Genomic DNA, 21533 nt, shown 5'->3' on the forward strand with positions numbered 1-21533 from the left:
TTTCGTCTTTATTCCGCTTGATTAACTACCATATTCCCTCAACCTGGTGGAATTTCGTCTTTATTCCGCTTGATTAACTACCATATTCCCTTAACCTAGTGAATTTCGTCGTTAATCCACACGATTAACTACCTTTTGCCCCTATTGCCGAATGGAAACCTTGACACAGTCACACAGATGCCTTCTCTTTCCTTGGAAAAGAGAAAGCGAAAAATACCAGTTGGAATTTCTTCGTTAATATAGAGTCCCATTAAATAATCACTTGTCAGCACGTATATCGCAAAAAAAGAGCCAAAGAAAATCCTTTAGCCCATCATTCCTATTCAGCCAGAATCAGGGGTGACGATCAATCAATCTAAGCCCGATTCGATTATGATTGTTCTTTTTTAATTAATTCTTTGAGTTCATCAATAAAAACGTTAATATCTTTGAATTGCCTGTAAACAGAGGCGAAACGCACATATGCCACATCATCAACTTTGGCAAGCCTGTCCATAACCATTTCACCAATTTCATCACTTTTTATTTCAGAAACACCATTGCTTCGCAGCTCTTTTTCCACTTCAAAGGTAATTTCCTCAAGATCCTTGAGTGCAACCGGCCTTTTTTCACAGGCTTTAATAAGACCGCGCAGTATTTTTTCACGGCTGAACTCTTCTCTGGTTCCTTCTTTTTTTACTACAATAAGAGGAATTTCTTCTACTTTTTCAAAAGTAGTGAACCGGTATCCGCACTTTTCACATTCCCTTCTGCGGCGGATAGACCTGCTATCATCGACAGGGCGTGAATCGAGAACGCGGGTATTATTATTTTGGCATGAAGGGCATCTCATACAATCAGCTCCGAATCCTTTTTTATATTAAGAGGGCTACAGTAATTTGCCTGATTTGGACAGGTATCCACTTTAAGCACCTTGGGTTCTGTTCCGATTTTCTTTGTTACTCTTATCTTATAAAAAAGGGGGGGACAGTACAAGTACAACTATTTGTCTGCGTTTCTTGCAGCTCCAAGAAAATCATGTTTTTTATTAAGCATTTCAAAAATTGAAAGCACTTCTCTCTTTAGGATAGGGTGTACACCAGACACAGAGGATTGTTCTGTCGACATATTAATATCTACCGCAGTTTCAAATGGCTTAACAGTCACAACCGTTACAATAGCAAAAAAATTTTTGTCTTTTTTTATCTCTGCTGCAATCTCGCCATGTTCTTTTGAAGTGCTGATAATACGCACATTCCGATCTGCATTGAACAGCTCTTCAATGGATTGCATCATTTGGGCAGTGTTCGTTCTATAATATCTCGTTGCCAACTCAGGGTCGGAGTGATTTTCAAGTGTTTCACACTGTTTTTTATAGCGATTGGCAAGCTGCCGAAAAATAGACATCCTCTTTCCTCCGTATGTTTTGTATGTATTCCTATTGTACTATTTTTTGCAAGGAAACCCTAATGGCGAAGCCCGGAATATCATTAAACGTTTTCAAAATAAAAAGAGGTGTAATGTATACACCTCTGGATTTTCCGATTATCATTCAGTTATTAAAGTACTTGAGCTTGTTTAACTTGAACTGGACCCATACCGCGAGGAATCTCGATATTCTCACGCGTTTGAGCTCCTAACGATTCTGCAATAAAGTCTGCAGCGATGTTAGGGTCAAGATCTCCACACGTATATACATCAATGCTGGCATAGCCATGCTCTGGGAAGCTGTGAATAGTTAAGTGAGATTCAGAGATTATGACAACTCCGCTCACACCCTGCGGCGCAAACTTGTGGAATGCAACCTCGCGAATTTCAGCACCTGATTTTAATGCTGCATTTACGAATGTCTGCTCAATAAAATCCATATCATTCAACTTTTCAAAATCGCATCCCCAAAGTTCTGAGATAACGTGACGACCCATAGTTTCCATATTCAAATTTCCCCCTTTAAACTTTTATGAAGCTATTAATTAATGAATTTCCAGATTTATACTGGTCTATAACTACCACGGGGGAAAGTTAGTCCAGAGAGGTCCTAACCCTTTAAGTAGCTACCGTACCAAAACTCGGAGAAGTTCACGAGGATTAGTATACTTCGTTTGTTTTCTTTTTGCAACACATTGTTCTACATTTTTTTTGCAAATTTATTATATGGGTTTGTCCTTCGGCTGTGCATGCAAATAATCCTTTTTGCGAGAAGTTTACACCAAATAAAATAGCCTGCCGGGGTAGGCAGGCCTAAAGGGTATGGGTATTTTTATTAAAAGAGATTGCTATTGTTTAGCCAACTTCTACAGCAGATGCTTGGAAAAGCTCCTGGGCTACATATTTAGTTAAGTCGACAACGCGGCATGAATAGCCCCATTCATTATCGTACCAAGCCAATACTTTCACTTTGTTGGTGCCGATTACCATTGTGGATAATCCGTCGATGATAGCAGAATGTTCATTTGTATTAAAATCGATTGAAACTAATGGTTCATCTGTAATATCAAGAATTCCATGCAGCGATCCTTGTGAAGCAGTTGCAAAAGCCGCATTAACTTCTTCAATGGTGACGTCGTGCTTAAGGTCAACAACTAAGTCAACTAAAGAAACGTTAGGAGTTGGAACACGAAGTGCCATGCCATGCAATTTGCCTTTTAAATGAGGCAGTACAAGTGACAAAGCCTTGGCAGCTCCTGTTGAAGTCGGGATGATTGACTGTCCGCAGGCACGTGCACGGCGAAGATCTTTGTGCGGGTTATCAATATTCTTTTGGTCATTCGTATAAGCATGGACAGTTGTCATTAGCCCATTTTCAATGCCAAATTGCTCATCAAGAACTTTTGCAACCGGTGCAAGGCAGTTCGTTGTACATGAAGCATTTGAAATGACATCATGTTCCTTTATATTTAATGCGCTTTCATTTACGCCCATAACAATCGTAACATCTTCATTCTTTCCAGGTGCAGTAAGAATAACCTTTTTAGCTCCTGCTTCAAGGTGAAGACCTGCTTTATCGCGTGAATTAAATTTGCCTGTTGCCTCAATAACGATATCGATATTCATTTCCTTCCAAGGAAGCTCCTCAGGATTGCGGTTGCTGACAAGCTGAACTCTTTTGCCGTTCACTACAATGGCATTGTCTTCTGGAACAACACTTCCATCGAATTGTCCATGGTTGGTATCATATTTAATTAAGTGCGCCAATGTTTCAGCAGGATAACTTGCATTTATGGCAACAACTTCAAGATTATCTTCCAGGATGGCTTTTCTAAAAACCATTCGTCCAATTCTTCCAAAACCATTAATCGCTATTCTCGCCTTCATGTTACGGCCCCTTCCGCATTAGTGTTATACTTTTATTACCCTAAGATGTAATTAGTATAACATATTGATGATCGTTTGTGATGAATAAAATGCGGATTTTTTAATGTTTAACAATTCAGAAATGTTTTTAACTATATAAAGGCTTATAAATGCCTAATTTCATAATAAGTTTGCCTAAGAAAAGAAAACATATCTTTTTATTTTGTCATACTAATTATCTTTAAAAATAGGCTCTGTTAAATTTGCCTGTTGATTTCAGCACGAGGCACTCAGCGAACAGCGGGCGGTCCGACGCTCCTCATCGCTTTGCTCCTGCGGGGTCTCCCTTTGATCCGCACTCCCGCAGGACTTTGAATAAGCTTCCCTGAAATAACACCGCACGAAGGAAATGCGAATGCATTTTCGCGGGATTAGTGCCTTCCGCTCCAATCAACAGGGTGCTAAAAAACAACAATAAGCTTTAACAGAGCCTAAAAATAAAAAAAGAGCCTTTTCAGGCCCTTAAATAGCGTTCCATTTTTTTAAAATATCCCATAATTGTTTCTCAGTGTCTTCAATACTCCCGTTATTATCGATAACAGCATCTGCCAGGGCCTTTTTATCTTTTAATGGCATTTGCGAGCGGATCCTTGCGATGGCTTCCTCCCTTGAAAGCTGATTTCTGGCCATGAGCCTCTGGAGCTGCGTATCTTCATTTACATAAACTAATAAAGTCTTATCAGCCATAAATGTTAATTTACTCTCAAATAACAGCGGAATATCAAGAATCACCAATTTTTCATCGTTTCTGATTGCTTTTTCTTTCTTGGCTATCATTCTTTTGCGGACAGCGGGATGGACAATACTATTTAATTTCATCCGCTCCTTCTCATCATGAAAAATGATGGAGCCAAGTTTCCCGCGGTCTATTGAATCATCCTCAAGCAGTATACGATCCCCAAAGTGCCGGGTAATTTCCTGGTAAGCTTCTTCTCCTTTTTCAACAGCTAACCTGGATTCCACATCTGCGTCAATTACAGTGATACCTTTTTCGATTAAGATGGCTGAAACGGTGCTTTTACCGCTTGCAATCCCACCTGTCAGTCCTATGGTTAATGACATAGCTTGTTCCTTTCAAGGTCTTTTTAAATTTTCCAGATGCCAATTACGATTAAAATAATGCCGGGTATAAATGAGAACTTATGGACCCATCCGCACTTGGAAAAAAGAGATCCAACCTGCATTCCCATAAACACAAACAAAGAGCTCATTAAGGCAACTGTCAAAGCCAAGTAATATGGCGAATATCCCAGCATGGCCGCACCGATTCCAGCTCCAAAGGCATCCAGGGATAAAGCAAGCCCCAGCATGAGCGCTTCTACACCAGTAATTGCACCAGATTTATCAAAATCGGCAGACATCGGCTTTTTCAGGATATTAATAACGAGGCCCAGTGATTTAATTTCAAAATTTACAATTGTTTTTTCATGAGGCAAAACATCCTTAACCTTTTCAGGCCTGAAAAATTGAAAAAGAACCCAGGCACCCAGAATGATAAGAATGATTCCTCCCATACTTTCAGCAAAAGCCGGCGATAAAAAGGCCTCTATGAAATGGCCAATTGTCATCGCAGCCATTAGCGTAATTGCTGAACAGCAAGCGATTATGCTGATCGATTTAAATGGTATATTCATTTTTCTTAAACCATATGTTAAACCGACACTAAAACTGTCAAGACTGACAGCAAAAGCAAGTATTAAAAGTGAGAATGCATGCACCATTGAAATAGAGCTCCTTCCTGTCAATCGCTACGATAGTATATGGAAGAAGCCCATCCAATGTTATTAGAAAAGCGGACTGTGTCCGCATTCTGTGCATCAGTTTAATATTAGGCTAAAATTCATTATTCTTTTTTCTGGCAGGATGGACAAAAGACTGTACCCCGGCCTCCTGTCACGGTCCTTTCTAGAGTATTTCCGCAGGCTTTACACTCTTCCCCTTTTCGACCGTATACATAAAGCTCCAACTGGAACATGCCGATTTGCCCTTGTGAATTTACATAGGAGCGAATAGTGCTCCCTCCCTTTTCTACCGCTTCTTTAAGGGTGTCGAAAATCTCCTTATGGAGTGTTTCCAATTCCTCCCTCGATAAGCTGTTTGCCGGTCTATCCGGATGGATACGGGAACGGAATAATGCTTCATCAACATAAATATTCCCAAGGCCGACAATTGTTTTCTGGTCAAGAAGCGCTGTTTTGATATTTCTCGTCGTCTTCGCCAACCTTGCAGCGAGCTCGTCCACTGTGAAATCCTCGGCAAATGGCTCCGGACCTAGATGGGAAAGCGGAAGCGTGCTAAATTCATCGCCTTTTGCATACAAGTGCATCGTCCCGAATTTGCGGACGTCCTTATACCGAAGCTCCGTTCCATCTGTAAAATGAAATATGACATGCGTATGTTTTTCAACGGGCTCGTCTTTCGGAAAAAGCCCGTATCTTCCTTCCATTCTTAAGTGGGATACAAGGGCATAATCATCTGTATACAGAATCAAAAACTTACCTCTCCTGCCTATTTCCCGAAAGGTTTGTCCGGCTAAAGCATCCTGAAATTGGGAGACCTCGTCAGGATGCTTAACCATTTTTGGCCAGAAAACAGATACATGTCCAATTGTTCTATTAACAACCAATTCCTGGAGGGTCCTTTTGACCGTTTCAACCTCAGGAAGTTCAGGCATATAAATCCCTCCAATTCGAAAAGCGCAGTGCGCATTAAAGTAATTTATTCACTTAAAACAGGAAAGCATTAGATGACATAGCCTTCATCAAAGTAAAGAAAAGGGATGCAGCAACGCTCTAGGAAGACCTTTCCTTCTGCAACATCAAGAATTTGGTGTCATAAACACTTTGAGAAAAAATAGTCTCTTCAGCTAACGTTCCTGGTCGTTCAACGTTTCCGGCCGCGACCAAACAACGGTGACTTACTATGGCAGCCATAAAACGTAAAAGAATTTACTTTGCATCAAACCATGTTGGCCCATAAGCATAATCAACCTTTAATGGAACCTTCAGTTCTACGGCATTTTCCATTACATCAGGCACGATCTTTTTAAGTGTCTCTATTTCTTCCTCGGGCGCTTCAAAGATCAGTTCATCGTGCACCTGCAGCAATAACCGTGCTTTAACACCCTCATCCAGCAGGCGGTCTGCCATGTCAATCATGGCTTTTTTAATAATATCTGCAGCGCTACCCTGGATTGGTGTGTTCATTGCCGTCCGCTCTGCAAAGCTGCGCAGGTTAAAGTTACGGCTGGTGATTTCAGGTAAGTATCTTCTCCTGTGGAGGAGGGTTGATACATAACCCTTTTGCTTGGCTTCGTGTATGATATCGTCCATATATTGCCTTACCCCTGGATAACTTTCCAGATAGCGGTTAATAAACTTCCCGGCTTCCTTTCGTGTAATGCCCAGGCTTTGGGAAAGCCCATAATCACTTATTCCATATACAATCCCAAAGTTAACGGCCTTCGCATGTCGGCGCATATTGGACGTTACTTCATCCGCACTGACATGGAATACTTCCATCGCTGTCTTTGTATGAATGTCCATATCTTCATTAAAGGCTTCAATAAGCTTTTCATCAGCAGCAATATGCGCCAGTACTCGCAGCTCAATTTGCGAATAGTCTGCTGCAAAAATGACCCAGCCTTTTTCTGAAGGAACGAATGCCTGCCTGATTTTTCTTCCTTCTTCCAAACGTATCGGGATATTTTGCAGGTTCGGATCTGTGGAGCTTAATCTTCCTGTTTGTGTAAGAGCCTGATTAAATCTTGTATGAACCTTGCCTGTCTCTTTATTAACAACCTTCAGCAATCCCTCGATATATGTGGATTGCAGCTTGCCAAGCTGGCGGTAATGCAGGATATCCCGGATAATTTCATGTTCACTTTCCAGCTTTTCAAGGACATCAGCAGAAGTTGAGTAACCTGTTTTTGTTTTCTTAATAACAGGCAAGCCCAATTTTTCAAAAAGGATAACCCCCAGCTGCTTTGGAGAATTGATGTTAAAAGCCTCTCCTGCAATCTGGTGTATTCGCTTTTCAATTTCATCCAATTTAGAAAGCAAATCTTGACCCATTGCTTTCAACCGCTCAAGATCGACTTTGATCCCTGTTGATTCCATATCAGCCAAAATTAATGATAATGGCATTTCCAAATCGTAAAACAGCTCGGCCTGCTGGTTTTCTTTCAGTTCGTTATCCAACTTTTCCTTCAGCGCCAGCAATGCTGCAGCCTTCCTTGCCAAATGTCCCGCAAGTTCTTCAGGTATTCTTCTTTTGGCTCCCTTTCCATAAAAAGCTTCATCAGATTGAATCGCAGTGTACCCATGATTTTTAGCAACTGAAGCAATGTCTTCAATTGTTTGGGATGGATTAATCAAATATGAAGCAATGTACAGGTCAAAATCTGCGCCTTTTAGATGGATGCCGTGATGGCGAAGGGAAACCTCGGACCGTTTTGCATCATACACGGTTTTCTTTTTTGTCTCATCCTCAGCCCACTTTTTAAACACTTCCGACTCAAGAGCTTTATCTTTGGCAAGAAAGAAGCTGCCATTTTTATTGGCAATAGAAAAACCGATGATATCCGCATAATGGTAATTATCTTCAAGAACTTCAACGTAAAATGCATTTTCATCTGAAAATATCTCTTCGTTAATTTCTTCTGCAATTGTAAATTCAATTTCTTCGAGATTCTCTTCAACTGCTTCTATATCGCCGCCAAGCTTTTCTAGCAGAGAGTTAAAGCCGAGCTCTTTGAAAATACCCACGACCTTCTCTTTTTCATATCCTTCATACTCAACATCATCAATCTTTATTTCTACTGGAGCCTCTCTTGTAATGGTAGCAAGCTCTTTGCTCATCATCGCTTGCTCCTTGAACTCTTCCAGCTTTTCCTTCAGCTTTTTCCCGCTGACTTTGTCGATTGAATTCAATAACTCTTCAAGTGTTCCAAATTCCTTCAGCAATTTAAGCGCCGTTTTTTCCCCTACTCCCGGCACTCCAGGAATATTATCCGAACTATCCCCCATAAGGCCTTTCATATCAATAATGCGGTCGGCTGTAATCCCGTATTTCTCTTCTATATGGGCGGGAGTATATTCCTCGATATCCGTGATGCCTTTTCTCGTTATGCTGACAGTAACAGTATCTGAACTAAGCTGCGTCAAATCCTTGTCTCCGGAAATAACTTTTACTTCATAACCGTCTTTTTCAGCTTGAAGCGACAATGTGCCGATAATATCATCTGCTTCATAGTTTTCCAGTTCATACCTGGAAATTCCGTAGGCATCAAGGAGCTCCCGGATATAAGGAAATTGCTCTGAAAGCTCTGGCGGCGTTTTCTGCCTTCCACCTTTATATTCACTGAATGTTTTATGGCGGAATGTTGTTTTGCCGGCGTCAAAAGCAACAAGCAAATGAGTTGGCTTTTCATCCTCCAGAATTCTCTGCAGCATCATTGTAAATCCGTATACTGCATTTGTATGTACTCCCTTATCATTGTTTAAAAGCGGCAATGCGAAAAATGCACGATACGCGATGCTGTTGCCATCTATTAGAACCAGCTTCTTTTTATCCAAATAAAATCTCCTCCTCTTGAAAAGCGCATTGCTATCAGTAAATGCCCTGGTAAAGACGAAAGTATCAGCTTTATAAAACATAAAAACCGTTATTTTCCTTTATTCTATCATGAGCAGATAGAGAAAGAAAAATAACGGCTTTCGTATTAAGAAACCCTATTTTTATCTAATTTTTATTCTGTATATCCCATTAGCAAACGGGCATATGGTGAATCAGATGGAAGAACTATAACGGTCTCTCCATTGATTGTCTTTTTGTAAGACTCAAGAGTACGGTATAAAGAGTAGAAGCTAGGGTCTTTTGCAAAAGCTTCATTATATACTTTCGCAGCTCCCGCTTCCCCTTCAGCACGGATTTCCTCAGCATCTGCCTGGGCTTTGGCAAGGATTTCCCTTACATTTCTGTCTGTTTGTGCAATAATGATGTTTTTTTGTGCATCACCCTTCGAAAGATATTCCTGTGCTGTTGATTGGCGCTCGGAAATCATTCTTGTATAAACCGATTGCTCATTTTCAGCCGGTAAATCTGTCCGCTTAATCCGAACATCCGTAACAATGATTCCATAATTGTCATTTGAAAGCAATTCGTTAACCTTAGCGGTAATTTGGTCGTTTAAGGATCCTCTGGAAGATTTTTCATCGTTTATAATTTCATCATAATTGAGCTGGCCCAGTTCGGAGCGGGTAACAGAGTAAATGAATTCTTCCATCCTGGCTTCTGCACCCTCTAATGTTCTCGCATTGGCAATCATCTTCTTTGGGTCTTCAATCCTCCATACAGCATAATTATCGATAATCATTACTTTTTTATCTCTTGTGTTGATTTCAGCTTCAGACACATCATAAGTCATCTGGAATTTTGGAAGCGTTGTAACACTTTGAATGAACGGTATTTTATAGGATAACCCGGGTTCACTTTCAATTCTGACAACCTCTCCAAATTGCCGGATGACTTTATACTCGCCTTCCTTCACGACAAAAAGATTGCTAAAAAGAATTGCCAATGCGGCAATGATTATGACCAGGAGAATTCCAAGCTTTGTATAATTTCTCCATTGAAAACTCCCGCCGCGTTCATTTATATTAACCACGTTCTGATCACTCATTATCCGCACCTCCATCCTCTTTTGGTTTGGCCTGTTCTTTTTCAAGAGGCCGAATCGGGAAATATTTCATTGTATTGCCATCATCATTCATAATATAAATTTCTGCTCCAGGCAGAACTTGTTCGAGCGTTTCAAGCACAAGCCGCTCTCTTGTAATATCCGGATTATTTTTGTATTCACCATAAAGTTTATTAAAAACTGCTACATCGCCTCGCGCTCTTTCCAGACGGGCCGCCTTTTCCCCTTCTGCTTTGGAAATGAGGGCATCCTTCTCTCCTTCAGCTTCGTTCATTCTCTGGTTCTTATACTTTTCTGCTTCATTTAGTTTAGTGTTGGCCGTTTCCCGTGCGTCTGTTACATCGGTAAACGCCTTTCTGACATCTTCATTAGGCAGTTCAACATCCTGAAGCTTAACGGCCAGCACGGAAATCCCAATATCGTATTTATTTACCAGGGAGGTTAGCAGTTCCCTGACTTCAGCCTCTATTTCCGCTTTTCCAGAGGTTAAAGCATCATCAATTTTGGAGCTTCCTATAATACTTCTCAACGAAGCTGAAGTAGAATCATAAAGTATTTCTTCCGGATCTTCAGCATTGTAAAGATATTTCTCGGGATCTGTTATTTTCCATTGTACTACCAGATCTGCCAGAACAATATTTTCATCCCCTGTAATCATTTTCGTTTCTTCTGGGAAATCCTTTATTTCCCCATCCTTTTCTTCATAGCCAAATTGCAGGGAAAAAGTCTCTTTCGAAAGCTTCTCTACACTTTGGATAGGCCATGGCAATTTAAAATGAAGTCCTGGTTCCGTAATACCCTCTTCGACTTTTCCAAACGTTAAAATAACTGCCTGATCTGATTCATCGACCGTGTACCATGTAGTAAAAGCCACCATACTTAAAATAACAATCGCCAGAACGAGGCCCGCAATTGTATAAATTCTCTTAAGGCTGACCATTTCCTCTCCCCTTCCCTCTTCTTATTTCTATAACTCTTCATACGCTTTAATTACGAAAAGGTTTCAGAAATATGACAAAAAAGGAGGAGAATGTGTTTCCTCCAAGAGATATATAGGGGATTTAGGTTCGTTTATTTATTGAAATAGGTTGAAATAAAACTAGAGGTATAAAGCTTCTGAATAAATATGCTCTGTTAAGCTGGCCAGTTGATTTCCGCTCAAGAAGCTCAGCAATCCGCAGGAAATCCTGAGTTCCTCAAGCACTAAGCCCTGTCAGGTCACCCTTTGAATCGCTCTCCCGCAGGACATTGAACCAGCATCCTCGAGGAGAGCACCGCACGAAGGAAATGCGAATGCATTTTCGAGATCTCTCGCCTTCCGCTCCAATCAACAGGATCTCAAAATCAACAATACGCTTTAACATAGCAAAAAAATAAGAAAGGCGAAAGCGGGGTCAGCTTTCGCCTTTCTCTATGGCTCCTTGGATGAAGGGGTTTAACAATTAAAATTTTAACAACACAATGTAAAGGGAACATAAATCGGTTGTAAAAATAATGTAAAGTTAACTTTTCCACTTCACCCAATTATTTCATTGATTCATTAAATTTTTTAGGAAGTTCGATTGTAAAGGATGTTCCTTTGCCAACTTGGCTTTTTACCTTTATGGAGCCCTTATGCGCTTCAACCAGATGCTTTACAATCGCGAGTCCGAGTCCTGTTCCGCCGGAATTCCTGCTCCTTGCTTTATCGACCCGATAAAAACGTTCGAAGATACGGGGAATTTCTTTTGCTTCAATTCCAATGCCTGTATCTGTTATTTCAGTTAACACTGCCGATCCGGTCTCATGTAACGAAATATAAATGATCCCTTGATTCGGAGTATAGGAGATCGCATTGGATATTATATTAATGAATACCTGCTTTAGGCGATGTACATCTCCCTCAATGCAGATTGGCTTCTTCTCCCTCTTATACTCAAAAACAATATCCTTTTCGGCAGCTTTTCCTTTCGTTATAGCTAATACTTCATCAAGCACAACCGTCAAATCCATTGGCTGAATGGATAAGCTGAATCCCTGCTGCTCGATTTTGGATAAGTCCAGTAAATCTTGAATGAGGGACTGCAGCCGATCGCTTTCCTTCAATATAATATTCAGGAAATCATTCAGAGCCTGCTTGTCCTCCATAGCCCCGTCCAATAGTGTTTCCGAAAAGCCCTTGATTGAAGTAATTGGTGTTTTCAGCTCATGGGAAACATTCGCTACAAAATCCTTCCTCATCTGCTCAAGCTTTTTTAGCTCTGTAATATCATGAAAAACCAGCAATATTCCCTTCCACTCATCATTGGTTCCGATAATAGGCACACCGTATACTTCAAAATAGCGTCTTTCTATATTCACAGGTATGACCAATTGCCTTTTCACTTTTTGCTCGGTCATGAATATCTCTTCTATTATATCCGTAATGCCTTTATGCTCAATAACTTCATAATAGAGTTTATATAAATATTCAGACGGGTTTACATTAAAAACCTCTTTGTATGGACGGTTAATTAAATTTATATAACCTCGGCTGTCAATCAGAATGAGGCTGCTGCCCATATTTTCAATCAGAGCCCCAAGGCGGTCTTGTTGCATTTCTTGTGATTTAACCATTTCCTGAAGGTTTCTGGCCAGTACATTAATAGAAGTGCTGAGCATACCTGTTTCGTCTGCTTGATCTTCATAGGTCCTTGCCCGATAATTCCCTTTTGCAAGTTCAATAGCGACCTTAGTCGCTGATTCGATCGGCTTTGTATAGCGCGCTGTTATCCGCGTCCCTAGCATGATTATGACAAAAAGGGAAAGCCCCAGGCTGATGGTCAAAATCCACCAAATTTGCTGATAGGCCTTTTGGGTTTCTGTCATTTTTGTACTTAAAAATATGTAGCCTTCCTGTTCCCCATTTGTAAATAATGGCTGCCAATAATAATGCAAATTATATCCGCCGGCAACTTCCCAGCCTGTTTGATCATCAGCTTCTTTTTTTAAAATCTCAAAAATAATCTCCTGATGCCTGCTTTGTGTGGTTGCACTTTTATTGCTGCTATCAAATAAAATCCTTCCCTGATTATCAGAAGCCGTTACACGTACATCAAGAATGTCACTAAATTCATTGACTTTATCATTACTTAGGGAAATAATGCCTCCATTATCCACTACATAGCTGGAAATCATTTCAGTTTCTTTTTTTAAACGTTCATCAAAAGCCTTCAAATAATAGCTTTTAAAAAGCTGGCCCAAGAGAAGTCCTACTCCAATTAAAACGGCAAATATTAAAGTGAGCAATGCAAAAAGCAGCCGTGTCCGGAACCTGGTCATTCTCCTTTAGGCTCCTCCAGCTTGTATCCTAACCCCCGGATCGTTTTGATATAAACTGGTTTCTTTGTATTCTTTTCGATTTTCTCTCTTAAATGGCTTATATGTACATCTACAATTCTTGTATCTCCTGCAAAGTCATAATTCCACACTGCGCTCAGAAGCTGGTCTCTTGTAAGAACACGCCCCTTATTTTTAGCAAGATAAAGAAGCAATTCAAACTCTTTCGGAGTCAATTCAAGGAGTTCTTCTTCAAAATAAGCCTCATAGTGCTCAGGGAATATTTTCAAGCCCCCAATCCGGAATGAATCGGTATCTTCTGCCTTCTCCTCAGCAGGCTCTGACATAAATTGAGTCCTCCGCAAAATGGCTTTAACTCTTGCAACAACTTCACGGGGGCTGAACGGCTTTGTCATATAATCATCTGCACCCAGTTCCAGGCCAAGTACTTTATCAAATTCATCATCTTTGGCTGTCAGCATCAAAATGGGTATTGAAACTTTTTGCTGTCTAAGCTGCTTACAAACTTCAATGCCATCAAGCTTTGGAAGCATAAGATCCAATACAATAAGATCCGGCTTTTCTAAAACTGCCAGATCCTTTCCCTTCTGGCCATCCATTGCAGTAATAACCTCATACCCTGCCTGCTGCAGATTATACTGCAGTAAAGTTACAATTGATTGTTCGTCATCTACAACAAGAATCTTTTTATCCATAACATCCTCCGATTGAATGTATTACCCCTTTGAAAAAGCTTTAATTGAACTAGCTTCGTTTATAAAGAAAGCAGAAATTCTTCTGCCTATTAAACCCCTATTTGCCATATCTCTATTATAATATAAATAAAAGGATAATAAGCAACCGATAGCTAAAGGTTAATTAAAACCTAAGCTCTGTTTAACTTGTCTGTTGATTTCCGTTCTAATCAACAATGGATTTTTAACATAACCAAAATATAAAAAAAGATGTGCAGGTTCTGCACATCCTGTTTCCTTTTTAAAAATTTTCAAGAGCATTTCCATCCATAGGCTGAAGTTTATACGGAGGACATACAAGGAGCAGGCCATTGATAACTGTTTCATCCTCTTCATTTGTTCCCTGTACCTTGATTTGAATGGTATGGCTGCTGGTGCTTACTTCAGTTACCTCGAATAAGAATTGAACTGTCCCATAATGATAGACCGGCTTTACATACTCAATTTCCTGTTTTAAAATATGGCTTCCCGGGCCGGGCAAATATTTTGAAACAGCTGAATTTATGATTCCATTTAGCATCACACTTGGGACAATCGGCTTTTTATAAGGAGTTTCCGATGCATAATCATGCTGGATATAAAGCGGGTTTGCATCGTTAGTCAGGCCCAAATATAGCAGTAAATCTTTATCTTCTATCTTTTCTGTAAGCGTCAATTTCTCGCCTACAGATATTTCTTCAATTTTTCTACCTAATTTTCTTTTCTTTCCAAGCAGCATCTCTCTGCACCTCCGTGTAATGTAAACGTTTACAAGGTTGCCGAATAAAAAATAGACTGTAGGATAATTTCTATTATTCAGTCTATTTATTATATCTTATCATTTAATACTCTTCCCAAAAAGAGTCTCTAGTAAAAAAATCCGGGGAAATCTCCCCGAATTTTTTTATTTTGATTATGCCAATACTTCCATTACGTTGCGAACTGCTTCAGCTGACTTATCTAATGCAGCTTTTTCTTCACTTGTTAATTCAAGCTCAATAACCTTTTCAATTCCGTTTGCTCCAAGGATTGTTGGTACACCAAGGTAAATTCCTTCGTAACCATACTCTCCTTCAAGGTAAGCAATAGAAGGAAGAACGCGGCGCTGATCCTTAAGGATCGCTTCACACATCTCAACCAGGGATGCAGCCGGCGCATAGTATGCACTGCCGTTTCCTAATAGGTTAACAATTTCTCCGCCGCCTTTGCGTGTACGTTCAACGATTGCATCAAGGCGATCCTTTGGAATTAAAGTTTCTAAAGGAATGCCTCCTGCATATGAATAGCGTACTAGAGGAACCATATCATCTCCATGTCCTCCAAGTACAAATCCGGTAATATCTTTGACTGACAGGTTTAGTTCCTGTGCAACAAATGTACGGAAACGGGCTGTATCAAGTACTCCTGATTGGCCAATTACACGGTTTTTAGGGAATCCTGATTCTTTAAATACTGTATAGGTCATAGCATCAACTGGGTTTGTCAGCACTACGATGAAGCTGTTTGGAGAATATTTAGCAATCTCCTGGGCTACACTTTTCATGATTTTTTGGTTTGTTTGTACAAGGTCGTCGCGGCTCATGCCTGGCTTGCGGGCAATACCTGCAGTGATCACAACGATGTCAGATTCCTTTGTGTCTTCATAGCTTGAAGTACCTGTGATGTTTGCATCGAAGCCTTGTACAGGGCTTGCTTCAAGCATATCAAGCGCTTTCCCTTTTGTAGGGTTTTCCATTTGCGGGATATCAACTAACACAACATCTCCAAGTTCTTTCTGGGCAAGCAAGAATGCAGTTGTTGCTCCAGTAAACCCTCCACCAATTACAGAAATCTTCTTGCGTTTCAATGACATGAATAGTTCCCCCTTTAGGATTTGAAAGAATCAGGATTAGCGATAATTATGTAAGAGGCCGTTCTGAAAGAACAGCCTTCTTATTATTAAAAAAATATATAATTTTCCGCTTTTCGTTATTCCATGTTCTTGATTAACTCGTCACCGAACTCAGAGCATTTTACTTCAGTTGCTCCATCCATTAAGCGTGCAAAGTCATATGTTACAACTTTGGAAGCAATAGATTTTTCCATGGACTTAACGATCATGTTGGCAGCTTCGTTCCAGCCTAAGTGTTCAAGCATTAACACACCGGAAAGAATTACTGAAGAAGGGTTAACCTTATCTTGGCCAGCATATTTTGGTGCTGTGCCATGAGTTGCTTCAAAGATCGCATGTCCAGTTTCATAGTTGATGTTAGCACCCGGAGCAATACCGATACCGCCAACCTGTGCTGCAAGTGCATCAGAAATATAATCGCCATTCAGGTTCATTGTAGCAACAACATCGAACTCTTTAGGGCGGGTAAGGATTTGCTGAAGGAAGATATCAGCGATTGCATCTTTAACGATGATTTTGCCTGCTGCTTCAGCGTCTGCTTGAGCGCTGTTAGCTGCTTCAACACCTTGCTCATCTTTAATGCGGTCATATTGAGCCCAAGTGAACACTTTATCACCGTATTCTCTTTCAGCAAGCTCATATCCCCAGTTTTTAAAGGCACCTTCAGTAAACTTCATGATATTGCCTTTATGTACAAGTGTTAAGGATTTGCGTCCTTCCTTAATTGCATACTCAATAGCAGCACGGACTAAACGGCTTGTTCCTTCCTCTGAAACAGGCTTGATGCCAATACCGGAAGTTTCTGGGAAACGGATTTTGTTAACACCCATTTCATCCTGAAGGAAAGAAATCAACTTTTTAACTTCATCAGAACCCTTTGCATACTCAATTCCTGCATAAATATCCTCCGTATTTTCACGGAAAATAACCATGTCAGTATCCTGCGGGCGTTTAACCGGAGAAGGAACACCTTCGAACCAGCGTACTGGGCGCAAGCATACAAATAGGTCAAGCTCTTGGCGAAGCGCTACGTTTAGAGAGCGGATTCCGCCGCCGATAGGAGTTGTTAAAGGTCCTTTAATAGCGATTAGATACTCATTAATTACATCCAGTGTTTCAGATGGAAGCCACTCGCCAGTCTGGTTAAAAGCTTTTTCTCCTGCTAAAACTTCTTTCCAAACAAGTTTGCGCTCACCTTTATATGCCTTTTCAACAGCTGCATCTAAAACTCTTGAAGCTGCAGCCCAAATATCCGGGCCTGTTCCGTCGCCCTCGATAAATGGAACGATTGGGTTGTTTGGTACATTTAGTACACCATTAGTAACTGTGATTTTTTCACCTTGCATTGTTTATACCCTCCATTTTGAAAAGTGCAAGCATCAGCCTTTTTTTATATCTTTTGATGGCGATGCTGCATCAGTATATCAGAATCAAAGGTTAGAAGGCATATGCCCCTAACCTTTTCCCTGCTCTCTCTATTACAGCAATTTTTTGATAAAAAGTAAAATGCTGAGTGTTTTTTTGTTGCCTCTGTAAAATTTAGGTGTTGATTTCCGCTGCAGGCACTCAGCGAACCGCGGGCTTCCGGGAGCCTCCTCGGCGTTTTACGCCTGCGGGGTCTCCCCTAGGTTCGCTTTTCCCGCAGGAGTCTCGCACCTTCCGCTCCAATCAACACGTACTAATTTGCCAATTAGCTTTAACCAGCTTTTTAACCAGCCTATTATTAGCCTCTTTGCTCAACAGGCACATATTTTTGCATTCCAGGGCCTGTGTAATCAGCACGAGGGCGGATTAAACGATTGTTTTCATACTGTTCAAGAATGTGTGCAAGCCATCCTGAAACGCGGCTTACTGCAAAAATCGGCGTGAACAGGTCATGGTCGATTCCCAGGCTGTGGTACATAGACGCAGAGTAGAAGTCGACATTTGGAGGAAGGTTCTTCTCTCCGGTAACGATTCCTTCGATCTGAGTTGACATTTGATACCAGTGAGGTTCGCCTGTAAGCTCAGTCAGCTTCTTGGACATTTCTCTTAAATGCTTGGCACGCGGGTCACCCAGGCGGTATACACGATGGCCGAAGCCCATGATTTTTTCTTTTTTATCAAGTTTTTCGCGAATGTATGGTTCCACATTTTCAAGTGTGCCAATTTCAGTAAGCATTTTCATTACTGCTTCATTGGCACCGCCATGCAATGGCCCTTTTAAAGCGCCTATTGCAGCAGTTACACCAGAATAGATGTCTGATAATGTCGCCACACAAACACGTGCAGTAAATGTTGAAGCATTTAGTTCATGGTCTGCATGAAGGACTAATGCTTTATTAAATGCTTCCACAGCAATATCTTCAGGCTCCTTGCCTGAAAGCATGTACAGGAAGTTTGCCGCAAATCCAAGGTCTGTTCTTGGCGCAACAGGCTCAAGCCCTTTTCTCACCCGTGCAAATGCCGTTACAATAGCAGGCATTTTAGCTTGCAGGCGAATTGCTTTTCTATAGTTAGCTTCCTCATCCATTTGGTCTGCTTCATCATCATAAAGTCCTAAAAGAGACACAGCCGAACGAAGGGCAGCCATTGGATGCACTTTGTCAATCGGATATGTTTTAAAATGATTTAATACTTCCTCAGGAAGAGAATAGTTTTCAGCAAGCTGATTTTTCAATTCCTCCAATTGTGATTGAGTAGGAAGTTTTCTGTGCCATAAAAGGTAAATAACCTCTTCAAAACTTGCATTTTCAGCTAGATCATCAATGTTGTAGCCTGCATAAGTTAATGTGTCGTCTATGATGGAACTAATAGACGAAGTAGTAGCAACTACCCCTTCAAGACCGCGTGTTACTGTCATAACGAATCTCTCCTTTACATAATAAAATTTCCCCATACCCATTTTTGTCTGTACATGTCGTAAGTAAGCCGAACCTGATTTTTCAACTTTTCAGAAAAGCTTCCTTGGCATGTTCAAATTGTCCGATTATTGCCGTCCCTTTTGAACATGATTTTATACAGGCTGCTTAACAGCCTTTGCAAGTCGACTTGGGTTAGCCGATCCACAGACCAAAATCATGAAAGGTGAAACTTCCATTTAGTGAGAGGCCACTCCCCGATATACGGAGAAGTAAACTTTCTTTTGGCATACTTTCCATCGAGCGGTTGCTCGGTTATGCTGCAAAAAAAAAGAAAATGCTTTCATTTTTTCTGTACTCGAAAAATATAAAGTATATTAATAATATTTTAATAGAGCTTAACTGAATATAATAGGTACCGCGAAATAGGTTACGCTTACAAGTCCTATTATAAACAATTATCTGACTTTTGTGAATGAAAAGCACTCAAATTGTTAAAAAATATTATTTTTCAAAAAAAATCATTTAAATAAATCAAATATTTTCATGGCTAAATATGCAATCCCTGCACCAATCAGAGGGCCGACGGCAACTCCTTTAAACAGCGATACAGCTAGAATGGTTCCAAGCACAAGAGCAGTTGTTATATGGGGATCTTCTGCGAGCAAGCTGATACCGCCTTTCGCCAGGAGTGCTACAGCCATACCTGAAATCAGGGCAATCCATGCAAAAGGTGATTTAAAGGCGCCGGTCAAATCACGGAAACCGATCTCTCCACTGGCAATTGGCGCTAGGACAGCAATTGTGATAATGGTCACACCCCAATTAATTCCTTTTGATTGCAAAAAAGAGAATGATTTTGAATCCAGGCCAGCAGCTTTTAGGACAATCAATACAAAGACCGCAACTATCAGTGATTGATTTTTAGCCACAACGCCTATAGCCAATAAAAGAAGCAAAAATATGAGTGATTGTGAAAACATTTATTTATTCACCTGCCAGCTCTCTATATTATCGTAACATAATTTCTTCAATTTTAATAATTTCTATTTTATCTTGCCTATTCTATAAAAAATAGAATATTTATTAATAATAGGCCAAATAGTTCTTTCATCTTAAGAAGAGATAAATCTTTTTTCATTTTAAGCAAAAAGGAAAATGGTGTATGATGATATTAATAAATAATTTGCATAAAAATGGAATTATTTTTAGGCTTATCCTATTTGAACAAGGAGGCTATTTTTTGAACCCGGCATACATATATCGGACAGTGCGATTTTTCTTTGTCATTGGATTTGTGATTTTAAGTTTATATGCTTTTTTCTATTTATCCAAAGTTACCTATCCTTTTTTGATCGGATTGGCCATTGCTTTTCTTATTAATCCGTTTGTTAATTTACTAGAAGCAAAATGGAAAATGCCTAGGGCTATTGCTGTACTTATTGCATTAATTCTTATCTTTGCCATTTTTGCCGGATTAATCACACTGCTTGTGGCTGAAATTGTTTCAGGGGCGGATTATTTGGCAAGAGTTGTACCAACACATCTTGATACATTAATTGGCTTTATTGAACAGTTTTTTGCCGGGCAGATTATTCCGCTTTACAACCAGCTTACCAGTTTATTTAATAATCTGGGCACAGGCCAGCAGGATACCATTTTAACGAATATAGAAAATGTGGGAAAGCAAATTGGCTCCACTCTCGGGGATTTTATCCAGGCATTTTTTGAAAAGATCCCAAATATCCTGTCCTGGTTCCCAAATGCGGCAACTGTCTTAATTTTCTCGCTGCTGGCCACTTTTTTTATAAGCAAGGATTGGCACAGGCTTTCAGGATTATTCAGCCGCATAATTCCCAGCAGGGCAAAAAACAGCGGAAGAACCGTTTTCACTGACCTGCAAAAAGCACTTTTGGGATTTATAAAAGCGCAGGCAACTTTAGTATCCATCACAACAGTTATCATTTTAGCCGGGCTCCTGATTCTCCGTGTTGATTATGCGATCACCATAGCACTTGTAACAGGACTTGTGGACATCATTCCTTATCTCGGTACAGGATTAATTTTTGTCCCCTGGATCATTTATGAGGCCATTGGTGGAGAAATGAGCAAAGCAATTGGCTTAGGGATCCTTTATGTAATCGTTTTGGCGCAGCGCCAAATTATGGAGCCGAAGATTCTCTCATCAAGCATTGGCCTTGATCCATTGGCCACCCTGATTGCCTTGTTTGTCGGCTTTAAATTGATCGGCTTCCTTGGATTAATTGTGGGCCCGGTTACACTTGTATTAATCACCACTCTCCATAAAGCAGGTGTATTCAGGGATATATGGATGTTCATAAAAGGGAATGAAAACGAATCATAAGGAAAAAGCCGCTCCCGATTAAAGGAGCGGCTTTCAGACCGTAGACAAACCCCATTTTCACCCTTTGTGAAAATGGGGTTTGTTACATTTAATAGTCATCTTACCTCGAAAATCAAGCTGGACATGGCCCTCGCCATGTCCAGTTTGCCAATTTTTTAAGATTTATGGCAGCGAAAGTAAGCATCGCCTGCATCGAAACTTTTTTAAGCCCTCTTAAGGTCGTCCAACGCATGCCATGCTTTTCTTTTGCGTCCGCAAAAACACGTTCAATTGTTTCTTTGCGCTTCGCATATATCGTTTTATTCAGTTCGGTATGTCTAAGGTGATCCACTTCATCTATGTAATCCTGCCATAAATGCCTATGAATCATTTT

19 protein-coding genes are annotated in these 21533 nt (G+C 40.4%); 1 reads left to right on the forward strand and 18 read right to left on the reverse strand.

Features of this window, described 5'->3' with window-relative positions:
* Positions 1-370: 370 nt before the first annotated feature.
* The 17 genes from nrdR to IQ19_RS17005 all read right to left on the reverse strand — a co-directional run bounded on the left by nrdR (position 371) and on the right by IQ19_RS17005 (position 19778).
* Complete coding sequence (gene nrdR / locus IQ19_RS16925) at positions 371-832, reverse strand: transcriptional regulator NrdR (RefSeq protein ID WP_110066250.1); 462 nt, start codon at positions 830-832, stop codon at positions 371-373.
* A gap of 149 nt (positions 833-981) precedes the next feature.
* Positions 982-1386 (reverse strand): hypothetical protein, encoded by a 405-nt coding sequence (locus tag IQ19_RS16930; protein WP_144543548.1) that lies wholly within the window; start codon positions 1384-1386, stop codon positions 982-984.
* Between the two features lie 152 nt (positions 1387-1538).
* Positions 1539-1913, reverse strand: a complete 375-nt coding sequence (gene speD, locus IQ19_RS16935; RefSeq protein ID WP_009333223.1) for an adenosylmethionine decarboxylase — start codon at positions 1911-1913, stop codon at positions 1539-1541.
* A 349-nt stretch (positions 1914-2262) separates the two neighbouring features.
* Positions 2263-3294 carry a glyceraldehyde-3-phosphate dehydrogenase gene (locus IQ19_RS16940; RefSeq protein WP_144543549.1) on the reverse strand — a complete coding sequence of 344 codons (1032 nt, stop codon included), beginning with the start codon at positions 3292-3294 and terminating at the stop codon, positions 2263-2265.
* A 501-nt stretch (positions 3295-3795) separates the two neighbouring features.
* The gene (coaE, locus tag IQ19_RS16945; protein ID WP_144543550.1) at positions 3796-4395 is read right to left on the reverse strand and encodes a dephospho-CoA kinase; all 600 of its coding nucleotides are present in this window, start codon (positions 4393-4395) and stop codon (positions 3796-3798) included.
* 23 nt (positions 4396-4418) lie between these two features.
* Positions 4419-5054: a sporulation membrane protein YtaF gene (ytaF, locus tag IQ19_RS16950; protein ID WP_144543551.1), complete on the reverse strand. Its 636-nt coding sequence runs from the start codon at positions 5052-5054 to the stop codon at positions 4419-4421.
* A 122-nt stretch (positions 5055-5176) separates the two neighbouring features.
* Positions 5177-6007 (reverse strand): DNA-formamidopyrimidine glycosylase, encoded by an 831-nt coding sequence (gene mutM, locus IQ19_RS16955; RefSeq protein WP_144543552.1) that lies wholly within the window; start codon positions 6005-6007, stop codon positions 5177-5179.
* Between the two features lie 274 nt (positions 6008-6281).
* On the reverse strand, positions 6282-8909 hold the full coding sequence (gene polA, locus IQ19_RS16960) for a DNA polymerase I (protein WP_144543553.1): 2628 nt from the start codon (positions 8907-8909) through the stop codon (positions 6282-6284).
* 173 nt (positions 8910-9082) lie between these two features.
* On the reverse strand, positions 9083-10015 hold the full coding sequence (gene hflC, locus IQ19_RS16965) for a protease modulator HflC (RefSeq protein ID WP_144543554.1): 933 nt from the start codon (positions 10013-10015) through the stop codon (positions 9083-9085).
* On the reverse strand, positions 10008-10973 hold the full coding sequence (gene hflK / locus IQ19_RS16970; protein WP_144543555.1) for an FtsH protease activity modulator HflK: 966 nt from the start codon (positions 10971-10973) through the stop codon (positions 10008-10010). Before hflK ends, hflC begins: the two co-directional genes overlap by 8 nt.
* A 584-nt stretch (positions 10974-11557) precedes the next feature.
* On the reverse strand, positions 11558-13333 hold the full coding sequence (pnpS, locus tag IQ19_RS16975; protein WP_144543556.1) for a two-component system histidine kinase PnpS: 1776 nt from the start codon (positions 13331-13333) through the stop codon (positions 11558-11560).
* The gene (locus IQ19_RS16980) at positions 13330-14046 is read right to left on the reverse strand and encodes a response regulator transcription factor (protein WP_144543557.1); all 717 of its coding nucleotides are present in this window, start codon (positions 14044-14046) and stop codon (positions 13330-13332) included. The genes pnpS and IQ19_RS16980 overlap by 4 nt, the downstream gene beginning before the upstream one ends.
* 280 nt (positions 14047-14326) lie before the next feature.
* A complete protein-coding gene (locus tag IQ19_RS16985) occupies positions 14327-14803 on the reverse strand; it encodes a MaoC/PaaZ C-terminal domain-containing protein (RefSeq protein WP_144543558.1) in 477 nt (158 codons plus the stop codon).
* Between the two features lie 174 nt (positions 14804-14977).
* Complete coding sequence (gene mdh / locus IQ19_RS16990; protein WP_144543559.1) at positions 14978-15916, reverse strand: malate dehydrogenase; 939 nt, start codon at positions 15914-15916, stop codon at positions 14978-14980.
* Positions 15917-16032: 116 nt separating this feature from the next.
* Positions 16033-17301 (reverse strand): NADP-dependent isocitrate dehydrogenase, encoded by a 1269-nt coding sequence (gene icd / locus IQ19_RS16995; RefSeq protein WP_110066263.1) that lies wholly within the window; start codon positions 17299-17301, stop codon positions 16033-16035.
* A gap of 377 nt (positions 17302-17678) precedes the next feature.
* Positions 17679-18797 carry a citrate synthase gene (gene citZ / locus IQ19_RS17000; RefSeq protein WP_144543560.1) on the reverse strand — a complete coding sequence of 373 codons (1119 nt, stop codon included), beginning with the start codon at positions 18795-18797 and terminating at the stop codon, positions 17679-17681.
* 519 nt (positions 18798-19316) lie between these two features.
* Positions 19317-19778 (reverse strand): DUF441 domain-containing protein, encoded by a 462-nt coding sequence (locus IQ19_RS17005; protein ID WP_144543561.1) that lies wholly within the window; start codon positions 19776-19778, stop codon positions 19317-19319.
* A 260-nt stretch (positions 19779-20038) separates the two neighbouring features.
* Between IQ19_RS17005 and ytvI the strand changes: the two genes are divergently transcribed.
* On the forward strand, positions 20039-21160 hold the full coding sequence (ytvI, locus tag IQ19_RS17010; RefSeq protein ID WP_144543562.1) for a sporulation integral membrane protein YtvI: 1122 nt from the start codon (positions 20039-20041) through the stop codon (positions 21158-21160).
* Positions 21161-21272: 112 nt separating this feature from the next.
* On the opposite strand, the gene IQ19_RS17015 is transcribed toward ytvI, so the two are convergent.
* Positions 21273-21533 (reverse strand): transposase (locus IQ19_RS17015; RefSeq protein ID WP_199749489.1); only part of this gene is annotated, 261 nt, incomplete at its 5' end.

Origin of the sequence: Cytobacillus oceanisediminis (assembly GCF_007830235.1) — a bacterium.
Classification (GTDB): domain Bacteria; phylum Bacillota; class Bacilli; order Bacillales; family Cytobacillaceae; genus Cytobacillus; species Cytobacillus oceanisediminis.